The sequence below is a fragment of the Rhizobium sp. PL01 genome, from assembly GCF_033447125.1.
In the GTDB taxonomy this organism is placed as follows: Bacteria; Pseudomonadota; Alphaproteobacteria; order Rhizobiales; family Rhizobiaceae; genus Pararhizobium.
Genome location: NZ_JAWQUM010000002.1, coordinates 502,014 through 523,043 on the forward strand (window position 1 = coordinate 502,014; position 21,030 = coordinate 523,043).

The 21,030-nt window shown below is 57.7% G+C and carries 22 protein-coding genes; 5 read left to right on the forward strand and 17 right to left on the reverse strand.

The annotated features are described in order from the left end of the window. Nucleotides 1-219: 219 nt before the first annotated feature. Complete coding sequence (gene gltA / locus R6X40_RS06835; RefSeq protein ID WP_318412092.1) at nt 220-1,509, forward strand: citrate synthase; 1,290 nt, start codon at nt 220-222, stop codon at nt 1,507-1,509. A gap of 30 nt (nt 1,510-1,539) precedes the next feature. On the opposite strand, the gene lpxB is transcribed toward gltA, so the two are convergent. The 14 genes from lpxB to R6X40_RS06905 form a co-directional block, all read right to left on the reverse strand. Next, nucleotides 1,540-2,721 (reverse strand): lipid-A-disaccharide synthase, encoded by a 1,182-nt coding sequence (gene lpxB / locus R6X40_RS06840; protein WP_318412093.1) that lies wholly within the window; start codon nt 2,719-2,721, stop codon nt 1,540-1,542. Further along, nucleotides 2,718-3,599, reverse strand: a complete 882-nt coding sequence (locus R6X40_RS06845; protein WP_318412095.1) for an LpxI family protein — start codon at nt 3,597-3,599, stop codon at nt 2,718-2,720. The genes lpxB and R6X40_RS06845 overlap by 4 nt, the downstream gene beginning before the upstream one ends. Nucleotides 3,600-3,604: 5 nt before the next feature. Further along, the gene (lpxA, locus tag R6X40_RS06850) at nt 3,605-4,417 is read right to left on the reverse strand and encodes an acyl-ACP--UDP-N-acetylglucosamine O-acyltransferase (RefSeq protein ID WP_412178337.1); all 813 of its coding nucleotides are present in this window, start codon (nt 4,415-4,417) and stop codon (nt 3,605-3,607) included. A gap of 2 nt (nt 4,418-4,419) precedes the next feature. Continuing rightward, nucleotides 4,420-4,887, reverse strand: a complete 468-nt coding sequence (gene fabZ / locus R6X40_RS06855; protein WP_318412096.1) for a 3-hydroxyacyl-ACP dehydratase FabZ — start codon at nt 4,885-4,887, stop codon at nt 4,420-4,422. Continuing rightward, the gene (lpxD, locus tag R6X40_RS06860) at nt 4,880-5,947 is read right to left on the reverse strand and encodes a UDP-3-O-(3-hydroxymyristoyl)glucosamine N-acyltransferase (protein WP_318412098.1); all 1,068 of its coding nucleotides are present in this window, start codon (nt 5,945-5,947) and stop codon (nt 4,880-4,882) included. The genes fabZ and lpxD overlap by 8 nt, the downstream gene beginning before the upstream one ends. A 48-nt stretch (nt 5,948-5,995) precedes the next feature. Then, nucleotides 5,996-8,329 (reverse strand): outer membrane protein assembly factor BamA, encoded by a 2,334-nt coding sequence (gene bamA / locus R6X40_RS06865; protein ID WP_318412099.1) that lies wholly within the window; start codon nt 8,327-8,329, stop codon nt 5,996-5,998. Nucleotides 8,330-8,577: 248 nt separating this feature from the next. Next, on the reverse strand, nt 8,578-9,711 hold the full coding sequence (gene rseP, locus R6X40_RS06870) for an RIP metalloprotease RseP (RefSeq protein WP_318412100.1): 1,134 nt from the start codon (nt 9,709-9,711) through the stop codon (nt 8,578-8,580). 28 nt (nt 9,712-9,739) lie between these two features. After that, on the reverse strand, nt 9,740-10,573 hold the full coding sequence (locus tag R6X40_RS06875; protein WP_318412384.1) for a phosphatidate cytidylyltransferase: 834 nt from the start codon (nt 10,571-10,573) through the stop codon (nt 9,740-9,742). After that, nucleotides 10,573-11,316 carry an isoprenyl transferase gene (locus R6X40_RS06880; protein WP_318412101.1) on the reverse strand — a complete coding sequence of 248 codons (744 nt, stop codon included), beginning with the start codon at nt 11,314-11,316 and terminating at the stop codon, nt 10,573-10,575. The genes R6X40_RS06875 and R6X40_RS06880 overlap by 1 nt, the downstream gene beginning before the upstream one ends. 36 nt (nt 11,317-11,352) lie before the next feature. Beyond that, the gene (gene frr / locus R6X40_RS06885) at nt 11,353-11,913 is read right to left on the reverse strand and encodes a ribosome recycling factor (RefSeq protein WP_318412103.1); all 561 of its coding nucleotides are present in this window, start codon (nt 11,911-11,913) and stop codon (nt 11,353-11,355) included. A 50-nt stretch (nt 11,914-11,963) separates the two neighbouring features. After that, on the reverse strand, nt 11,964-12,686 hold the full coding sequence (pyrH, locus tag R6X40_RS06890; RefSeq protein ID WP_318412105.1) for a UMP kinase: 723 nt from the start codon (nt 12,684-12,686) through the stop codon (nt 11,964-11,966). 210 nt (nt 12,687-12,896) lie between these two features. Beyond that, nucleotides 12,897-13,823, reverse strand: a complete 927-nt coding sequence (tsf, locus tag R6X40_RS06895; RefSeq protein ID WP_318412107.1) for a translation elongation factor Ts — start codon at nt 13,821-13,823, stop codon at nt 12,897-12,899. A 252-nt stretch (nt 13,824-14,075) separates the two neighbouring features. Next, nucleotides 14,076-14,843, reverse strand: a complete 768-nt coding sequence (gene rpsB, locus R6X40_RS06900) for a 30S ribosomal protein S2 (RefSeq protein WP_318412108.1) — start codon at nt 14,841-14,843, stop codon at nt 14,076-14,078. A gap of 192 nt (nt 14,844-15,035) precedes the next feature. Continuing rightward, entirely contained in the window at nt 15,036-15,863 is an 828-nt protein-coding gene (locus R6X40_RS06905; RefSeq protein ID WP_318412110.1) for a cell envelope integrity EipB family protein, read from the reverse strand. Nucleotides 15,864-16,017: 154 nt separating this feature from the next. On the opposite strand from R6X40_RS06905, the gene R6X40_RS06910 reads away from it, so the two are divergent. Genes R6X40_RS06910 through R6X40_RS06925 form a run of 4 tightly spaced genes read left to right on the forward strand, consistent with a single transcriptional unit; the run spans nt 16,018 to nt 18,882 of the window. Further along, nucleotides 16,018-16,485 carry a RidA family protein gene (locus tag R6X40_RS06910; RefSeq protein ID WP_318412112.1) on the forward strand — a complete coding sequence of 156 codons (468 nt, stop codon included), beginning with the start codon at nt 16,018-16,020 and terminating at the stop codon, nt 16,483-16,485. A 14-nt stretch (nt 16,486-16,499) separates the two neighbouring features. After that, nucleotides 16,500-17,225 carry a glycerophosphodiester phosphodiesterase gene (locus R6X40_RS06915; protein WP_318412114.1) on the forward strand — a complete coding sequence of 242 codons (726 nt, stop codon included), beginning with the start codon at nt 16,500-16,502 and terminating at the stop codon, nt 17,223-17,225. 3 nt (nt 17,226-17,228) lie between these two features. After that, nucleotides 17,229-18,422: a GNAT family N-acetyltransferase gene (locus R6X40_RS06920; protein WP_318412116.1), complete on the forward strand. Its 1,194-nt coding sequence runs from the start codon at nt 17,229-17,231 to the stop codon at nt 18,420-18,422. A gap of 34 nt (nt 18,423-18,456) precedes the next feature. Further along, nucleotides 18,457-18,882, forward strand: coding sequence for an HIT family protein (locus R6X40_RS06925; protein WP_318412118.1), 426 nt, complete (start codon nt 18,457-18,459; stop codon nt 18,880-18,882). On the opposite strand, the gene R6X40_RS06930 is transcribed toward R6X40_RS06925, so the two are convergent. The 3 genes from R6X40_RS06930 to R6X40_RS06940 form a co-directional block, all read right to left on the reverse strand. Further along, nucleotides 18,866-19,822: a phosphatase PAP2 family protein gene (locus R6X40_RS06930; RefSeq protein ID WP_318412119.1), complete on the reverse strand. Its 957-nt coding sequence runs from the start codon at nt 19,820-19,822 to the stop codon at nt 18,866-18,868. The genes R6X40_RS06925 and R6X40_RS06930 overlap by 17 nt on opposite strands. Before the next feature lie 83 nt (nt 19,823-19,905). Next, entirely contained in the window at nt 19,906-20,250 is a 345-nt protein-coding gene (locus tag R6X40_RS06935; RefSeq protein ID WP_318412120.1) for an AzlD domain-containing protein, read from the reverse strand. Beyond that, the gene (locus tag R6X40_RS06940) at nt 20,247-20,984 is read right to left on the reverse strand and encodes an AzlC family ABC transporter permease (protein ID WP_318412122.1); all 738 of its coding nucleotides are present in this window, start codon (nt 20,982-20,984) and stop codon (nt 20,247-20,249) included. The genes R6X40_RS06935 and R6X40_RS06940 overlap by 4 nt, the downstream gene beginning before the upstream one ends. Nucleotides 20,985-21,030: the final 46 nt, after the last annotated feature.

The following is a 21,030-nucleotide window of genomic DNA, read 5'->3' on the forward strand; positions in this document are numbered from 1 at the left end:
ACTTTTTTACGCTAGGATACCCGACGGGTTTGCGAACGATTATGTCATTGGACATATGGCCCGAACGTGTAATTATTGCGTTGCCATATGCCTATTTTTGCATCGCACAATTTGCCTTTGGTTCAACTTGGCAGCCGTGACTAAATCGGATAGCACATGGTCGGCGTTAATATCTGCGGCATAATTGTGTGCCAATTTGCTGCAAACGGAGGATCCCCCATGACAGGAAAAAGCGCAGTCGTAACCGTGGACAACAAAACGGTGGAATTGCCGGTGCGATCGGGGTCGATCGGTCCGGACGTGGTCGATATCGGCACGCTCTACAAGCAGACCGGCCAGTTCACCTACGATCCCGGCTTCACGTCAACCGCCTCGTGCGAATCCAAGATCACCTATATCGACGGCGATCAGGGCATCCTCCTGCATCGCGGTTATCCGATCGAACAGCTCGCCGAACATGGCGACTTCCTCGAAGTTTGCTACCTTCTGCTTTACGGCGAACTGCCGACGGCAGCACAGAAGAAGGATTTCGACTATCGCGTCACGCACCACACTATGGTGCACGAGCAGATGTCGCGCTTCTTCACCGGCTTCCGCCGCGATGCCCACCCGATGGCCGTCATGTGCGGCTGTGTCGGCGCACTGTCCGCTTTCTATCATGACTCGACCGACATCACCGATCCGCACCAGCGCATGGTCGCAAGCCTGCGCATGATCGCCAAGATGCCGACGCTCGCAGCGATGGCCTACAAGTACCACATCGGCCAGCCCTTCGTTTATCCGAAGAACGACCTCGATTATGCCTCGAACTTCCTGCGCATGTGCTTTGCCGTCCCATGCGAGGAATATACGGTCAATCCAGTGCTGGCGCGCGCCATGGACCGCATCTTCATCCTGCATGCCGACCACGAGCAGAATGCTTCGACATCGACCGTTCGCCTCGCCGGCTCGTCGGGCGCCAATCCTTTCGCCTGTATCGCCGCTGGCATCGCCTGCCTCTGGGGTCCGGCTCATGGCGGCGCCAACGAAGCCGCGCTCAACATGCTGGCTGAAATCGGCTCGGTCGACCGCATTCCGGAATTCGTTGCCCGTGCCAAGGACAAGAACGATCCGTTCCGCCTGATGGGCTTTGGCCACCGCGTCTACAAGAACTACGACCCGCGCGCCAAGATCATGCAGAAGACAACGCATGAAGTGCTGGCTGAACTCGGCCACAAGGACGATCCGCTTCTCGAAGTTGCCATGGAACTGGAGCGCATCGCGCTGACCGACAGCTATTTCATCGAGAAGAAGCTCTATCCGAACATCGACTTCTACTCCGGCATCACGTTGAAGGCACTCGGCTTCCCCACGACCATGTTCACGGTGCTGTTCGCACTCGCCCGGACGGTCGGCTGGATCGCCCAGTGGAACGAAATGATCGAAGATCCGGAACAGCGCATCGGCCGGCCGCGCCAGCTCTACATCGGCGAACCGGAACGCGATTACGTTCCGGTTTCCAAGCGCTAAGCCCAGGAAACTTCCATTGAAAAAGCCCGGTCAGAAATGGCCGGGCTTTTTTGTATTGAGAACATCGAGAACGACACGGGCGGCTGTTTCACCCGGCGGTTTCTCCGTCGTCATGCGCTGCCAGACGGTGCCATATCCGGCGAGCATGGCTTGGCGCTCCGGTGTGTTTCCCGTCAGGCGCTCCACCCAGCGCGAAAGCGCTCCCGCACGAATGGCTTCGTTGAGATATTCCGGCACGATTGCATAATCTGCCACCAGATTGGGAATTGCCGCCGTCCAGATTTTGATGCGCTTGTGCATCAAGCGAATGATCCAGTCGGCCTTGTAGGTCGATACGACCGGGATTCCGGCCAGGGCAAGCTCCAGGATCACGGTGCCTGACGCCGCAACAGCAGCATCGGCCTCTGCGAAAGCCTTCCACTTGGCTGTGGCTCCGACAGTGATTTCCGGCTGTACCGGCCAAGACGCCGTTATCTGGCGCACGAGATTTTCCTGCCGTGGAACCGTTGGAAGGAGAAACCGCATATCCGGATGGCGGCTGCGCAATTCGTCCGCCGCCTCGCCAAAAGCCGGCAAAAGCCGACTGATTTCGCTGCCGCGAGACCCCGGCAGGAGCAAGCATGTTACCGAACCCGGGCTGCTGCCGGTACCTTTCTCGATCTGGCGCGCTCGCACCGACAGAACGTTTGCATCGCTTGCAAGCCGGTGTCCGACATAGGTCGTCGGCGGCCCACCGAGACGCTGCATGACCTCTGGTTCGAAGGGTAGTACTGCAAGCACATGATCGACATAGGGGCGCATGTTGACGGCGCGCTCCGGCTTCCATGCCCAGACGCTCGGGCAGACATAGTTGACGATCGGCAGATCCGGCAGGGATTTGCGAACGATGCGCGCAACGCGATGGGTAAAATCCGGGCTATCGATGATGACGAGAATATCGGGTTTGGCTGCGACGATCGCCCTGGCCGTCTGGCGAATGCGCAGGATCAGCTTCGGCAACCGGGCGAGAACCTGCGAGATTCCCATGATCGAAAGCTCGGAATAGTCGAACAAGGAATTCAGGCCTTCAGCCTCCAGTCCCTCGCCGCCAACACCAATCAACGAGAGATCGCCCTTGACCAGCGGGCGCAACGACTTGACGAGATCGGCGCCAAGCAGATCGCCGGATACTTCGCCAGCAATGACAGCGAGCTTGAGATCGTTCGCGCTCATTGCCCACCCCGCAAAAAGGCACGATCCACGCCTGTGACGAAGAGGCCAGCCTCGTTGGCGAGCGCAATCATTTCTTCCCGATCCAGCACCAGTGCCCGGCCAGCCTCAACCGCGATACCGGCAAGTCCGGCCGCCTGCGCGCCCCTGATTGTCGATGGGCCTATCGAGGGAAGATCGGCACGCAGATCCTGCTGCGGCTTGCAGAGCTTGACCAGCACGCCGCGACGGCGGCTGGAAATGCGTCCATCGGCTTTCAATCTGGCCACCCGCTCCAGCATCGCATCGGTGCCTTCCGGCCCCTCAAGGGCCACGACGCGCCCACCGACGGCGACGGCGCCCTGCCCGACATCGAGATGGCCAAGTGCGATCGCCGCGGCTTCAGCGACTTCAATATCTGCCTGATCTTCCGCCCCCGGCGTGCGGGCGCCCAAAGGACCGATCTCGGCCAGAAGTTCTGGAACAATGTCTTGCACACCGATGACCCGCGCGCCGTTGGTCTCGATAAGCTCGATCGCCATTTTCAAAACGGCATCGTCGCCCCCGGACAAAAGCGTGCGCAGAACGCTCGGCACCTTCACAAGGCTTTTCAGCGTCGGCTTGATGTCGCGCCAGTCCGGACGGCGGCGCACTGCACCCGACATCACGACGCGGCCAATGCCAGCGTCGCGAAAGACGCCGCTGATTGCCTTGAAATTTCCGATGCCAAGTGTCGTGTGATCGAAAGACGACCAGTCCTGGTCCGATTCATTGGCAAGCGCGATAATGAAAGGATTTTCGCCGTGCGTCCGTGCCGCCTCTGCGACATGCACCGGTAGCAAGCCGCTGCCGGCGATGATGGCCAGCCGGTCTTTGATCTCTGGCCGGCTGTGCATGCTCATATGCCTCAGCCCTTGCTGCCCCGTGTCGGGGACGACAGCGCACGATCACTTTCAGCTGCGATAAAATCGAGGATTTCCATCGCCGGAGGGCAGTCAACATAGTCAGCGCGGATGGCCGCTGCATTGGCACGGATCGACTCCGGACCTTCGAAAATCTGCTTGTAAGCGCGGCGCACGGCATGGATGACCGGCTTTTCAATGCCAGAACGGCTCATGCCGACGATATTCAGGCCACCAAGCAGGCCCGGATTACCGTTGAGCATGCCGTAGGGAATGACATCATAGGCAACGGCGGAGAGACCGCCGACGAACGCATGGTGGCCGATGCGGGTAAACTGGTGAACGGCCGAACCGCCGCCGAGAATGGCGCGATCTCCGACCGTAACGTGGCCTGCGAGCATGACGTTGTTGGACAGGATGATGTTGTTTCCGAGCCGGCAATCATGGGCGACGTGGGAATAGGCCAGGAACAGATTGTTGTCGCCAACGACAGTCGTACCGCCGTGCTCGACAGTGCCGGTGTTCATCGTCACGCCTTCGCGGATGGTGCAGTTTTCACCGATCACCAATGTCGTATCGACAGCACTGTGATGCACGCTCTGTGAATCGCCGCCGATCACCGCCGACGGGAAAATCTTTGATCCTTTGCCGACCGTCGTACGTCCGAGCACGACGACATGACTGATCAACTCGACATTGTCTGCGAGCGTCACCTTCGGACCAACATGGCAGAACGGCCCGATAACGACGTTATCGCCGATCACCGCCCCGTCTTCGATAACCGAAAGCGGATGGATCTTCGCAGTAGAGGCAATCATGTTCAGGCGTCTTCCTTGCTGATAATCATCGCGCCGATATCAGCTTCTGCAACAAGTTGCCCGTCAACTTTTGCATCACAATGAAATTTCCAGATATTGCCGCGCTGCTTCTGCTTGACGACATGGAACTCGACCCGGTCGCCCGGAATGACCGGCTTGCGAAAGCGGGCATTGTCGATGGTCATGAAATAGACCAGGTTGCTGCCGCCGCCATTCTTGCGGGCGCAGATCGCACCAGCCGTCTGAGCCATGCCCTCGACGAGAAGAACACCTGGCATGATCGGCTGCTCGGGGAAATGCCCCGTAAAATGCGGCTCGTTAGCTGTCACGTTCTTGATGCCGATTGCCGAATTGTCACCATCGATCTCGATGATCTTGTCGATCAGCAGGAACGGATAGCGATGGGGAAGAAGCTTCAGGATTTCCCTGATGTCAGCCGTACCGAGAACGGTTGCTCCAGCTTCACTCATCTTTGCCTCCTGATTTCTTCTGTCTATTGTTTGCCCGCGTTGTCATTTCCGCGATGTCGCGCAAGAAATCGCGCATAGGCCGCGCCGGAATACCGCCGTAGCGTTCACCGGCAGGCACATCCGAAGCGACACCGCTCATGGCCGCAATCTGCGCCCTATCACCAATTGTTATATGCCCATTGATCGCTGTAGCGCCGCCGATCATCACGCCGTCGCCAATACGTGTGCTACCGGCAATGCCGACTTGCGCCGCGATGCCGCAGTGACGGCCGATACGAACATTGTGGCCGACCTGAACAAGATTATCGATCTTCGTTCCTTCGCCGACGACCGTATCGTCCATCGCACCGCGGTCAACCGTCGTGCCGGCGCCGATCTCGACTCGATCCTGCAGGATAACGCGGCCAATCTGGACGATCTTGATCATGCCACCCTTTGGTCCCGGCGCATTGCCGAAACCGTCCTGACCGATACGGGCACCGGGGTGGACGATAACCTCGTTACCGATAAGCGCGTACATCACGCTTGATCCGGCAGAAATCGTGCAATCCCGGCCAATACGGACGCCTGGACCGATAACGGCGCCAGCAGCGATCCGTGTACCCGTGCCGATATGCGCACCGGCGCCGACAACAGCCGTCGCCTCGATATCGACATTGTCTTCGATCTGCGCAGATGAATCGACAAAAGCAGAAGGAGATATGCCGCCAGGTCCCGACAGGTTCTGCTCAGGGCGCACGGCCTGCGGATGCAGGATTGCTCCGGCAAGCGCGAAGGCCGTGTGCGGATAACGGGCCAGAAGAACAGGGATATGCGGTGGGACGATCGCAGCGATTGCATCGTCGCAAATGATGGCGGCGGCTTTCGATGTTTCAAACTCATCGCGAAAGCGCCGCTGCAACATGTAGCAGACATCGAACTCGCCAGCCCGATAGGTCGGCGCTACAGACCGCACGAGCCGGTCGCCCAACTCCGGGGCCTGTAGTGTCGCACCAATCTGATCCGCCAGATCGCTCAGGCGGATCCCATCATGTGGTGGGAAGAACCAATTGTTTTCCATGGCCAACACTCCAGAACAGTTTTGGCAGGCAGTTCTGGACTGCAAGGATCAGAAGGACGACGAAATACCGAACTTTAGGTTCTGTACGCGGTCGAAATCTTCCTTGGCGATCGGGAACGCATAGTCGACGCGCAGCGGACCGAAGGGCGATGCCCAAATCAGGCCCAGACCAACGGAGGCACGCAGCGAGCTGTTGGTGCCCTTGATCTGGTCGTCAGCCGTCGTATCGACTTCATTGCCATACAGCGTACCTGCATCTGCAAAGATTGCACCGCGGAAACCGGCATCGCGCGAAACGAATGGCAACGGGAACGTCGCTTCGGCAGACGCGGTGAAGTAGGTCGTTCCACCGATGGAGTCGCCATACTTTCCGCTGCGCGCGCCGATACCGTTACGCTCGAAACCACGAATGTCGTTCTGGCCCAGCTGGAACTGGTCGAAGACTTCCATCTTTCCACCGGTATTGAACACGTGACCTGCACCACCAGCAAGCGATGCGATAATATCGGCATCGTCGTTCACGGTATAATACCACTTGGCCTTACCGGTCAGCTTGTAGAAATCGGAGGTGCCACCGAGACCAGCGTATTCCTGCGTTGCCGAAGCGAGAATGCCTTCATGCGGCAAAGTCGAGTCGTCCAGCGAGTTGTAGCTAATCGTCTGCGAAATCGACGAACGCGTCCACGGCGAGCCGTTGACAACACGGTCATACGGGCTGGACAGGTCGGCGGTATTACCGCTGTAGTCCATCTGCGTCAGATTGTATCGGAACGTCGTCGACACCCGTTCGGTGATCGGCGCCGTTACACGCAGGCTGAAGCCCTTGTCTTCGTAGCTGTAGTTGTCGTCATCATAGTCGTTTTCGTTCTTGAAGATATCGAAACCGGCAGCAAGACGATAACCGAGGAAATAGGGCTCGGTGAACGAAACGTTATAGGTACGGCTATCTTGCCCACGACCTGCAGCAAGACGGATGTACTGGCCACGGCCGAGGAAGTTCTTTTCCTCGATCGAGGCTTCCAGCAGGAAGCCGCCACCGCTACCAGCGGAATAGCCGGCACCAATACCGAACGAACCGGTTGACTGGTCCTGCACATCGACGATCACAACGACGCGATCGGAAGCGCTACCAGGCTGGGTCGAAACATTGACGGTGGAGAAGTAACCAAGGGCATCCAGGCGACGCTTGGCCGTCGTGATCATTTCCTGGTTGAACGCATCGCCTTCGCTCATGTCGAACTCGCGACGGATAACATAGTCACGTGTGCGTGTGTTGCCACGGATTTCAATGCGCTCGATATAGGCACGTTCGCCCTGATCGACGAGATAATCAACAGCGATCGTGCGGTTACCGAAATCGCGGTTGCCGCGCGGGGTTACACGAGCAAACGGATAGCCCTGCGATGCAACGCGCTTCGAAATCGCGGAAATGCTATCCTGAACGTCCTTAGCCTTGTAGATCGTACCTTCCGAAGTCCGTACGAGAGCCTTCAGCTCCTCAGGATTGACACCTTCAACGGTCGATTCAACGTTGACCGTTCCGAAGTCGTAGCGCTCACCTTCTTCGACAGTGATTGTTACGGTGTATTCGTTGGTGGCTTCATCCAGCACAGCATCCGAGGACACAACACGGAAATCGGCATAACCGCGGTTGTAGTAGAACTGGCGAAGCAGCTCTTCATCAGCGCGCAGCTTGTCGGCGTTGTAAACATCCTTGCGGTTCAGGAAGGAGAAGATCCCCGATTCCTTCGTCGAGATCACAGCCTCGAGACGACCGTTGCTATAGGCATTGTTGCCGACAAAATTGATTGCGGTGATCTTGGTACGATCACCCTCGTTGATAACAAAGGCCAGATTGACGCGACCTTCCGCGATCGGAACGACCTGCGTCGTCACCGTCACATCTTCGCGACCGATGCCAGCATAGGCATCCTTGATGGCCTGAATATCAGCCTCGGCAGTCGCTTCGCTGTAAGGACCGAGCGAACGTGTGCGCACGACAGCCTGAAGCTTGTCGTCCTTGATCTTGCGGTTGCCGTTGAAAACGACCTGGTTAATCAGCTGGTTCTCGCTCACGGTGACGACGAGCGTGCCGCCGGAGACATTGATGCTGACATCGGAGAAATAGCCTGTGGAATAAAGACGCTTTACGGAAGAATCGATATCGCCATTGCTGAAGCTTTTGCCGGGAACGATCGTGATGTTTGCACGGACCGTTTCGGGGCTGACGCGTGTGGCGCCGCGAACTTCGACACGGTTGATCGTTGCAGCTTCAGCGACAGTCGCACTTGCAAGCGTTACGATGCCAGACCCCGTTGCGACCATGCTAGCAGACAGCGCAACCGCCGACACCGCGTTCAAAAATTTTGAACCAGCTTTCATAAATCTTACCTTCTTCCCAATGCCCCGCAGCGAACTCGTACCGACTCCGGTCACGGCTGCCGTTTTAACCGCTTTTCATATACAAGCAAGCCAGCTCGTTAATTTCTGTTTACTTCAATTGAAACCGTGTCCTAACGGCCACTACGGAATTGTTTTATCGTAAACAAATCCTTTCGATCAACCCGTTGAATTTTCAACAAAGCCGATCGCCTCTCCTGCGCCTACATGCCCGCCGCAGGCCTCCAATACTAGCCCAAAAGCGAACTTATATCGTTCCATGTGGCAAACACCATCAGCATCAGCACCATGGCAAACCCGATCCGGAACGCGACGTCTTGTGTGCGTGGTCCAACCGGTTTTCCACGAACGGCCTCCACCGCATAAAACATCAGATGCCCGCCATCAAGTACAGGAACCGGCATTAGATTAAGAAGTCCAATGGAAACTGACAGAACCGCCGCGAGCTGCAGAACGGCAGCGACACCGATCGTCGCCATCTGCCCGGAAGCCTGGGCGACACGGATGGGACCACCCAGTTGATCGGCCTTCATCCTGCCCGTCACGAGGTTGGCGAGATAATTGAACGTGCCGGTGACGATGTGCCAGCTTTCGACCGCACCCTGCCCCACGGCTTCGATCGGACCAAAGGTCTCCAGCCGGAAATTTCCTGTCTCCTGATTCGTCAGGATGCCGATGATGCCGAGTTCCATCTTGTTGCCGAACTGGTCAGTGATTTCGGTGCGCTGGGGCACCATCGGCAGATCCAGCAATTCGCCCTTGCGTTTGATCTGGATAGTGATCGGCGTTTCCGGACGGATGCTCACATAGCGGCGCACATCGTCGAAGGTGGTGACATGCGTACCATCGATCGCCACCAGCAGATCGCCCGGCAAGACGCCCGCCTTGGCAGCAGCGCTGTTTTCCTTAACTTCGGCAACGACCGGATCGGCGATCGGCTTGCCGTAGACAGTAAACAGCACAGCGAAGATCGCAATTGCCAGGATGAAATTGGCAATCGGCCCGGCAGCCACCGTGGCAGCCCGCTTCCAGAGCTTGGCTCCGAGAAATGTCCGGTCGCGATCTTCGGCTGAATATTGCTCAAGGCGGCTATAATCAGGGACGCTTGCAGCATCCTCGTCGCCGAAGAACTTCACGTAGCCGCCAAGCGGGATGGCGCAAAACTTCCAGCGCGTCCCTTGCTTGTCGGTATAGCCGAACAGTTCCGGGCCGAAGCCGACTGAAAAAGCGAGGATACGGATGCCGGACCAGCGGCCGACAAGATAGTGTCCCATTTCGTGCACGAAGACGAGCAACGTCAGAACCAGCAGGAACGGCACGATATAGCCGACAATCAGTTGAAGCGTATCGGCCAGGTAAGCCATAAGATCCTCGATCAGGTATGCGGGCGTTTTACGGCGCCAGCAGGATTGCCCCCAGGGGCACATTCTGTCCACCGGTGGACACGACTTGCACCAAAGCAATCAAAAGCGCGGCAAAACAGGCAAAAACAAGTCCATCGACCCGGTCCATGACACCGCCATGCCCCGGAATAAGCTTGCTTGAATCCTTCACGCCAAACCGTCGCTTGATATAGGATTCAAACAGGTCGCCGATCTGGCTCGACACCGAGAGTGCCAGTGCCAGCAGTGGAATGCGCGCATCGTTCAGCGAAAAATAGCTCATGAACACCGCAACGCCCGCGATCACCCCGCAAACCGTGCCACCGATCGCACCGGACCAGGTTTTTCCGGGGGAAATGCGTGGAGCCAGCTTCGGGCCGCCGATCGCTCTGCCGGTGAAATAGGCCAGAATGTCCGTTGCCCAGACCACGGCAAAGATGAAGACCATGGCGATCAGTCCGATATCGCCCTCGCCACGAATGGCCGAGAGCGAAATGCCCGTCAGGCCGGCATAGACGATGCCGCCGGGCAGCCACCAGGTGCCGCCGCGCAAAAACACCCAGAGCGCTGCGAGCGCCGCAAACCCGGCCAAAACAAGCAGTGTGACATGCGCGCCATCAAACAGAATGAGAGCGGAAATTACCGCCTGCGCCAGCCAGCCGAAAGCGTTGCCCTGGAAATCACGCTCGGCAAGCCGGGTGATCGTGGACCATTCATAATAGACGAGTACTGCAATGGCCACGGACAGAAGTTCGAAAACGGTTCCGCCGGCCCAGGTCGCACCCAGGGTGACAACAGCCAGCACGATGCCGGAGATGATGCGCAGTCGCAGTTCGCTCTGCATCATGAACCAACCGCAAGAGTCGGCTGCGACAGACCACCGAATCGACGTTCGCGTCCGGCATAGGTCTTCAAGGCATTGAGGAAGACTTCGCGGTTGAAGTCCGGCCACAGTTCGGGGACAAATAACAATTCGGAATAGGCAGCCTGCCAGAGCAGGAAGTTCGACAACCGCTCCTCGCCGCTGGTACGCAGAACGAGATCAGGGTCGGGAATACCGGCCGTATCAAGTTTGCTGGCAATGCGCTCTGGCGTGATCTGATCGGCCGTCAATCGCCCCTGGGCGACATCAACCGCCAGTGCTTGCATGGCGCGGGTCATTTCATCACGGGACCCATAATTGAAGGCAATAACCAGTGTGATACCCGTGTTGTTGCGCGTCGTATCCTCGGCCTCCAGAAGCAGAGGCAGGATATCGCCGCGAAGATTGTTCTTGTCGCCGATCACCCGGATACGAACGTTCTGGCGGTGCAGGTCGGCCAGATCGCGGCGGATGAAGGCTTTTAGCAACCCCATCAGATCGGAGACCTCGGCCTCGGGCCTGCTCCAGTTCTCGGACGAGAACGCAAAAAGCGTCAGATAGCGGATGCCCACCTCGCCTGCGGTGCGCACCGCCTCGCGCACGGCTTCGACGCCCTTGCGATGGCCCATCGTTCGTGGAAGTCCGCGCGAATTGGCCCAACGGCCGTTGCCATCCATGATAATGGCAACGTGCGCGGGAACATTTCTAAGCAAGGGGTTCGTCATCGATGGCCCAAAAACAGAGACTCGCAAAAGCGCAGACTAAACCTGCATGATTTCCTTTTCCTTGTCAGCGAGCAAGCGGTCGATGTCGGAAATCATCTCATCGGTCATTTTCTGGACCTTTTCCGACTGGCTGCGGCTGACGTCCTGGCCGATATCGCCATCCTTTTCGGCCTTTTTCAGGCCATCCATGCCGTCGCGGCGCACGTTTCGCACAGCGACCTTGGCTTTTTCGCTATAATCGTGAGCGACCTTCACCAGTGACTTGCGGCGCTCTTCGTTCAGCTCCGGCAGTGGAATGCGCAGATTTTGACCGTCCATGATCGGATTGAGGCCGAGATTCGATTCCCGGATGGCGCGATCGACGGCGTTGACCATCGACTTGTCCCAGATCGACACGCCGAGCATACGCGATTCCGGAACCGTAATATTGGCAACTTGGTTCAGCGGCACACGCGAACCATAGGCCTCGACCATGACCGGATCGAGCACGTTGGCCGATGCCCGGCCGGTGCGCAGCGATGCGATATCGCTCTTGAACGCAGCAATGGCGCCATCCATGCGGCGCTTCAGGTCACTCAGGTCAATACCTTCACTCATGGATCAAACTCCCGTTTATCACGGCGGTCCTTCGACCACCCTTTAACTGCTCAATTGTCTGTTACGATGGTCGCCCGGCCGCCGCCGGTCAAGATTTCTGCGAACCCGCCTTTCTCGTGAATCGAGAAGACGATGATCGGAATGCTGTTTTCGCGCGCCAGTGCTACGGCTGCGATATCCATGACGGCCAGACCCTTCTGCAGGACTTCGCTGTGCGTCAGGCGGTCGAAACGGGTCGCTGTCGGATCCTTTTTTGGATCGGCGGTATAGATGCCGTCAACCTGAGTGCCCTTGAAGATCGCTTCCGCGCCCATTTCGGCTGCGCGCAGTGCGGCTGCCGAATCGGTGGTGAAGAAGGGATTGCCGGTACCACCGGCAAAAATCACCACGCGACCAAGCGAGAGGTGAAAAAGCGTGGCGCGCTGCGAAAAACTCTCGCAGATTTCCGGCATGGCGATGGCTGACAGAACGACGGTATCAACGTCAAGCTTGCGCAGCGAGGTCGCCAGCGCCAGTGCGTTGATGATCGTCGCCAGCATGCCCATATGGTCGCCGGTCACCCGGTCGCCGCCCTTGGAAGCAACCGCGACACCGCGAAAAATGTTTCCGCCGCCAACAACGACGCCGACCTCAACGCCCATGGCGCGGGCTTCGGCAATGTCCGAGGCAATGCGGTCAGCGACCGCAACATCGATCCCGAACCCCTGGTTGCCCATAAGCGCTTCGCCTGAAGCTTTCAGCAGCACACGTTTGTAGAGAGGTTCGGCCGACATCGTCACTCCTGTCCAAGAAGGCACACATGCGAGATGGTGCATAAAACTGGTCTATTCACCCCAGCGCGGCCGATATCATCCGGATGATCCCCGAAGGAGCCTGCGCCAATGTGATGATGATGCCGGATACACGAAGGGCACCGCGTTGTCACGCGATGCCCTAACTGTTTCCCAACAAGGATGGCGGTTTTCCCAATCAGGATGAAGAAATCAGCCCTTGGCGACAGCAGCAACTTCAGCTGCGAAGTCGGTTTCTTCCTTTTCGACGCCTTCGCCGAGAAGCAGGCGAGCCATGCCGACAACTTCGATCGGTGCGCCAACAGTCTTTTCAGCTTCCTTGACGGCAGCTTCGACGGTCAGGTCAGGGTTCATGACGAAAGCCTGCGACAGAAGCGCGACTTCTTCGAAGAACTTGCGCATGCGGCCGTCAACCATCTTCTCGATGATCGCTTCCGGCTTGCCGGATTCGCGGGCCTGCTCGATGAAGATGTTGCGTTCGCGCTCGGCGACAGCAGCATCGACTTCCGTCGAGCGGATGGCCAGCGGGTTGGTCGCAGCAATGTGCATGGCGACCTGGCGGCCGATAGCGTTCAGGGCATCCTTGTCGCCGGTCGACTTCAGCGCGACGAGAACGCCGAGCTTGCCGAGGCCGTCAGCAACCGAATTGTGGATGTAGGTGGCAACAACGCCTTCTTGGACCGACAAAATGGCCGAACGGCGCAGAGCCATGTTCTCGCCGATGGTTGCGATCGCGTCGGTGATGCTTTCAGCAACCGACTTGCCGGTTGCCGGGTAATTGGCAGCGCTGATGGTTTCAACAGAACCGTCGGTGCCGACAGCCACAGCTGCGACGCCACGAACGAGGTCCTGGAAGGCATCGTTGCGGGCAACGAAATCGGTTTCCGAGTTGAGTTCGATGACGACGGCCTTGGTGCCGCTGCTGGCGATACCGATCAAGCCTTCGGCAGCTGCACGGCCGGACTTCTTGTCAGCCTTTGCGATACCCTTGGCGCGCAGCCAGTCGATCGCAGCTTCCATGTCGCCATTGGTTTCGCCAAGTGCCTTCTTGCAATCCATCATGCCTGCGCCGGTCTTTTCGCGCAGTTCCTTCACCATTGCTGCAGTAATAGTGCTCATCTTTTTTGCCTCTTCGTTTGTTCGGCTGGCGCGCTGCCAGAAAACCGGCGCGATACCAGGAGGATGTGGCAGGGCATGACCCCTGAATGTGACATCGTGATGAAAGGGTCATCCCGACGATTGGCATCGTGGCGACCAGCGCTCGATGGGCTGATCCGATGCAAAAGAACAAGGCCGTTCACTTTTTTAGTCGTAAACGGCCTCGTCCTGATCGTGTGATAAAATGGCGGGCAGACCCGCCATTCGGCCTTATCAGGCTTCGGCAGCTTCTTCGAGAGCCGGCTCAAGCGGCAGATCGGCGGAAGCGCCGAGGTCGCGGCCGGACGAGCCCTGCTGACGGGCAATGCCGTCAAGCGCTGCACGCGAGATCAGATCGCAATAAAGCGAGATCGCACGCGAAGCGTCGTCGTTGCCTGGGATCGGGAAGTCGATACGGTCCGGATCGCAGTTCGAGTCGATGATCGCAACAACCGGGATGCCAAGACGCTTTGCTTCGTCGATGGCAATCGATTCCTTGTTGGTGTCGATGATGAACATCAGGTCCGGCACGCCGCCCATATCGCGGATACCACCGAGGGCGCGGTTGAGCTTCTCGCGTTCGCGCTCGAGGTTGAGGCGTTCCTTCTTCGTGAAGCCAGAAGCTTCCGAATTCAGGATTTCGTCGAGCTTGCGCAGGCGCTGGATCGAGTTCGAAATCGTCTTCCAGTTGGTCATCATGCCGCCGAGCCAGCGCGCGTTGACGTAGTACTGGGCCGAACGCTTGGCAGCGTCAGCGATGATCTCGGATGCCTGACGCTTGGTGCCGACGAACAGAACGCGGCCGCCCTTGGCAACGGTGTCGCTGACAACCTGCAGAGCGCGCGACAGCAACGGAACGGTCTGCGCGAGGTCGATGATGTGAACGTTCGAACGATCGCCGAAGATGTACGGCTTCATTTTCGGGTTCCAGCGGTGAGTCTGGTGACCGAAGTGAACGCCAGCTTCCAGAAGCTGACGCATGCTAAAATCGGGCAATGCCATGCCTTTTTCTCCTTTTCCGGTTGAACCTCCGCAAGGCAAACAGCACTCTCTTTGAGAGCACCACCGGGTGGAACTGTCCGGATTTCTCCCGAACAATCCCAAACCTTACGTGTGGAATGCGCTGCCCTTACCCCCTGCCGCCCGATAAATCAAGGGTGAAGGCAGAAAATAGCGGGTACAGGTCCCTGAGGCCTATTTGCACTTTTCTTGCTTGAAGACTTTCAGATCAGCGAGTTTGCCGGTCAGGACGAAATCGCCATAGTCCATGGTCAGGTCGCGAGTGATGCCGTTTTCATAGAGCTTGAACTCCATGCGGTAGATCGGCAAAGCGTCACCGGTTGCGTTGTCGTTGAAATAGGAAATGGTCACCGGCCAATAGGGTTTCTCTGCCATGGCAGCAGCCTTGTCGGCATCGGCATCTCCAGCAACAGCTTTCTGCGGCTTGCCGATCATGGTGGTGGTGATCAGCGTCTTGTCGCCCGCATCGGAGCCGTCGAAGATACGCGATTCAAACAGCGTCTCGCCCTTCTTTGCCCGCTCGATGACATCCAGCATGTGCTCGGTCGGAAACAGACCCTGCGCAAGATCGACCTTGCGCTTGTCCGGCGAGGTCAGGTCGACCGTCAGGCCCTGCTTGGCCTCATGGGCGGAACCGCGCACTTCCTTGTCGAGCTTCTCGTCGGTAAAGGAACGAGTCAAAAAGCGGAAGCTTCCCCTCTTCAGATCCTCGTAGGTCGTTGTCTGCTGGTCGGTCAGTTTGACCTCGTCACCCGTATCGACCTTGGTCACGAACCGGAAGCTGACGGTATAGCCCTCGCAGGCCGAGCCATTGAATTCATAGACCATGCGGCCGTACATCCCGGAAATTCCGGAACGCTCCGATGCGTCTTTCAGCTCCAGATCATAGACAGCGCGGTGAGGCACCAGGATGTTGGCTGACGCAGCGGAAGCACCGCCGACCGTCACACCCGATAAACACGCCCATGTCAGAATGACAGAGGCAAAGCCTGAACGAAACATCCGTTTCCTCCTGTTGGATTCGCTACCGATGCTATAAGAACACATCGGGCAAAAGCGAGGCATCAATGTTCGAGATGCGGTATTTTACCACTTCATGAAACATGCTGTGCATGCAGCATTTGACGACAAAACACAACAATGACCGGAGTTATCCATGTCTGCAGATATTGAAGCACGCATCAAGGAACTGGGAATCACCCTGCCCCAGGCTGCGGCACCTGCCGCCAACTATGTTCCCTTTGTCATCAGTGGATCGCACCTTTATATCTCCGGGCAACTCCCAATGGAAAACGGCAAGATCGCGATCACTGGTCATCTCGGCGACGGTATCGATGTTGCCACAGGCCAGCGCGCCGCCGAACTCTGCGCCATCAACATTCTTGCACAGGCAAAGGCAGCACTGGGTGGCGATCTCTCGCGCATTCGACGCATCGTCAAGCTGAATGGCTTCATCGCTTCCAAGCCGACCTTCATCGAGCAGCATCTGGTCATGAACGGCGCTTCCAACCTGATCGCCAAGGTTCTCGGCGACGCCGGCATTCATGCGCGCGCCGCTGTCGGCATGGCCTCCCTGCCCTTCAATGCCGCCGTCGAAATCGACGCCGTGATCGAAATCGCCTGAGCGGAACGATACCCATGAAAGATCTGTCCTGGCTGACGGCGCAACCGGTCGCTCATCGCGGCTATCACGACATGAACCATGCCATCTGGGAAAATACGCTTTCGGCGTTTTCCCGCGCGGCCGAAAACGGCTTCGCCATCGAGTGCGACCTGCAATACACCGCCGACAGCGTGCCGGTGGTTTTCCATGATGACGACATGCAGCGGCTGTGCGGCATCAAGGGTGACATCCGCGAAAAGACTGCGGGTGAGCTGGGCCTCATCGCCATCGGCGGCACCGCCGACAAAATCCCGACGCTCGGGCAGCTTCTGAGGCTGGTCAAGGGTCGCGTGCCGATCCTGCTGGAACTGAAGGGCCGCAAGGGTGACGACGAGGGCTTTGCCGACGCCGTGCTGGAGGCCCTTGAAAGCTATGACGGGCCTGTTGCCCTGATGAGTTTCGACCATTGGCTGCTGCAGGATCTCAAGGCGCAAGACCCGCCCTACCCGATAGGCCTGACGGCAGGCGGCAACCAGCCTGAGCAGTTCCTCGTTCACGAAGAAGCGATGCAGCTCGGACTTGATTTCATTTCCTATTTCTACGGGGATTTGCCAAACTCGTTCATCACCAAGGAACGCTCCCTTGGCCGGCCGATTTTGACCTGGACAGTGCGGGATCAGGCGGGCGTTGATCACACCTATGCTCAGGCGGATCAGATGACATTCGAGGGGTTCGATCCCAAGGAAAGGCTTATCGCTTAAAGAATGACAGGCGAGGTCAAAATCCGCGTCGAGACGTCCTTTCAGGATATTTCGAAAGAAAGCTGGGACGGATTGTCAGGTGCCGCCAAGGGGCAACCCGGCGGTCTCTACAATCCGTTCATTTCGTATGCCTATCTGTCATCGCTTGAAGAATCAGGCTCTGCTACGGCCGATACCGGCTGGCTCGGCCAGCATCTGCTCATGGAAGACGGCCAGGGCGGGCTTTCAGGCGGGTTGATCTGCTACCTGAAAAACCATAGCCAGGGCGAATATGTCTTCGATCACGGCTGGGCCGACGCTCTGGAGCGGGCCGGTGGGCGCTATTATCCAAAGCTGCAATGCTCGGTTCCCTTTACGCCGGCCACGGGGCCACGGCTCCTGACCGCCACGGCGGCAGATACCGCTATCGTTCGCGGCTCACTTGCCGCCGGTCTTCAGGAACTCACCCGCCGCCACACAGTGTCGTCGGCGCACGTGACTTTCCTGCCGGAAGACGAAATCCCGACATTCGAGCATGCCGGCTTCCTGCACCGGACCGACCAGCAGTTCCATTTTCTCAATAATGGCTATACATCGCACAACGACTTCCTCGACACGCTGGCCTCACGCAAACGCAAGGCGCTGAAGAAGGAACGCCGCGCAGCACTCGAAGGCGGCATCAGCATCGACTGGCTGACCGGCAAGGATTTGACGGAAGGCATCTGGGATCAGTTCTTCGCCTTTTATATGGATACAGGTAGCCGCAAATGGGGCCGCCCTTATCTGACCCGAAAATTCTATTCACTGATCGGCGAACGCATGGCCGACGACATCCTGCTGGTGATGGCCAAGCGTAATGGCAAATATATCGCCGGCGCCATCAACTTCATCGGCAGCGATGCGCTCTACGGCCGGCATTGGGGTGCTATTGAAGATCATCCATTCCTGCATTTCGAGGTCTGCTATCATCAGGCCATCGACTTTGCGATTGCCAAGGGTTTGAAGCGCGTTGAAGCCGGCGCCCAAGGCGAACACAAGCTGGCGCGCGGGTATCTGCCCGCTACGACCCATTCGGCCCATTTCATCGCCCATCCCGGATTAAAGCGCGCCGTTGCGGATTATCTCGAACGCGAACGGCAGGAGGTCGAGCAGATGAGCGATATCCTGGCCGAACACAGCCCGTTTCGCAAAGGCGAGCGGCAAGAGACCGACGACTGAATAAAAGTGACGGGCATTTTGAGGAGAGACGCACATGACCAACGCCGCCTATGACACCAACAACATCTTTGCCAAGATCCTGCGCGGCGAAATTCCCGCCCACAAGGTCTATGAGGACGACAACGTGCTGGCGTTCATGGATGTCATGCCACAGGCGGAAGGCCATGTCCTGGTCGTTCCGAAGGCGGCGTCACGCAACATTCTCGATGCCGACCCGGCGACACTGGGCGCCCTTATCGCTGCTGTTCAAAAAGTGGCGATTGCAGCCGAGGATGCATTCGAAGCAGACGGCGTGACAATCATGCAGTTCAATGAAGCACCGGCAGGACAATCGGTGTTCCACCTGCATTTCCACGTTATTCCGCGCAAGGAAGGCATGCCGTTGCGGCCGCATTCCGGCAAGATGGAGGATGGCGCAGTGCTTGCGGCGAACGCTGAGAGGATCAGGGATTCTCTTTGATCGACGAGATCAATTTTCTTCCGGCTTCAGGGGGCGTTTCGTAGCCCCCTTTGAGGCGGCGCATAGTTGCACTCGATAGCAAATAGGCCAAAAAGAACACCCCAACGCCACCGATCATATCGATCAGGAAATGGCCCCCCTGTACAAGAATCGCCGGTACCATAAGAGCATTGAGGCAGAAGAAGATGGGCGTCAGCATGCGCTGACGGGGCACGAAGCACACCGACATACAAACCATGACGGTATGAAATGACGGAAAACCGATTAAACCAAGCACATCTTTGGGGGTTAGGTAATCTACCCCATTTCGGCTGAGCGCGAGCAGCGTCTCACCGTAGGCTGGTGTGACAGCGATGGGAAATGCAGCCAATACAGCTTGCGATAGATGATCAGAGCTCTTCGCACCAAAATTTGGGAACAGCGCCCATATCATTATGGCTAAAAGTCCGCCAATGACGCCGGTCAGCAGAAACCGGTGCAGCTGTTGAGCCTCCCCCATAAAGCCGAGCAGGAGAATAATGATCAAAAGCTGTGGCAGGGATGTCAAATAGACATGGTACAACAAGGCCCCGAACCAAGGATAATGCGATACCCAAATCATCAATACATCCCAACGATATCCCATCGCCGCATCGACTTGGAGCAAAAACCTATCGATTGGCGGGAAGGTGTTAGGAAAGAACGTGTAGTTAAAGATCGAGCCAGTGATTGTGAACAGCACAAATAGCCCAGCTGCGGTCAACGCCAATGCCATGCGGGCTTCATTACGGATGACACGATAATATTGCCCCCCCCCTAGCAGAAGCAATCCAATGCCAATGAGGCTCGCGTAGCCAGCAACATCTACCCGGATGTTTTTAGAATAGAGCAGCACGGCATCCAACGCGGCTAGCGTCAGAAGAATTCGAACGACAAACCATTCCGCGGGCAAAAAGCGCATCTGCTATCCTTTGAAGTTAGGCAACACATACGCCATGGCGTTTAAGATTCGGCTAAGCGCAGTTGAATGCCGCCTGAAACGGTCTAAAAACCGAGCCCCCACAAACCAATCACCAGCACAGCGATGGCCGTGGCGATACCGATCGCTGGCTTCTGCCGGCCGATGAAAAAGGCTGCTGCACCAGCCGCGACCGATCCTATTCGCAGCCACAGCGGTGAGTGCTCAAGAACGCCGGTTGGGTAAAGAATGAGCTTGGCGATGACCGCCGCTACCAATGCTGTTGCGACCGCCCTCACCCAATTCAGGATTTCGGAATCTTCGCGCAGCCGGTTGCCGGCAAGGACGCCGAGCCAGCGCCAGAGATCGGTGGCCAACCAACCGGCAACGGCAATGAACACATACGGCCACCAGCCTTCAAACGCTGTCATGCACGGACCTCCCCGCGCTTGCGCCACTGGCGTTCCGCCAACCATGCCAACGTTCCACCACCAACACCTGCCAGCAAAATATCGAACTCCGGTACCAGCCAGTAGAAGAACGGTCCAGCCACGAGACCAACGACCAATGCCGCGTAGATCACCGGGTGACGCGCGGAACTCCAGATCGACGCCAGGAAATAGACCGGCGTCAAGAAGAACAGACAGCCGGCCGCGATGGGTGGAAATTCCGCAACGTATTGATAGACGGCGGCCACCAGAACCATGTTGACCAGAACCAGCGTGATGCCGAAACCGGCGAAAAAAGCGACTCGATGCTTACGCGGCACCGCGTGAACTCGCTCCATCGCAAACACCCACGCGGTAATCGCCACAAAATGCGACAGCAACAGAAGCAGCCAAGTGGGCGTTTTTTCGGTGCGGATTTCCGGGACAAGCGCTGCGACCATCGGCATCAGCCGGATGGAAGACAGGGTCACGGCGATAAAGGCAGCAAGCAGATTGGCGCCGCCGAGGATCGAACTGACGAGGATAACGTTGGCTGGCAGGGCCCAGACGGCACCGACCATGAACACGACCTGCTCGACCGGAATACCGGCCTGAGCCGTAAAGGCACAAAAGCCGACGAAAGACAGCATCAGCATCATTGCCGGAAGGCTGAAAATGCCGCGCATGCCCGCCAGGAACCATGTCCGCCCGGAGCCGATCGTCTGGCCATCGTCCATCACAACATCCGTCTGTTCATTGCCACAAAAAAACGGTGCCGGACGA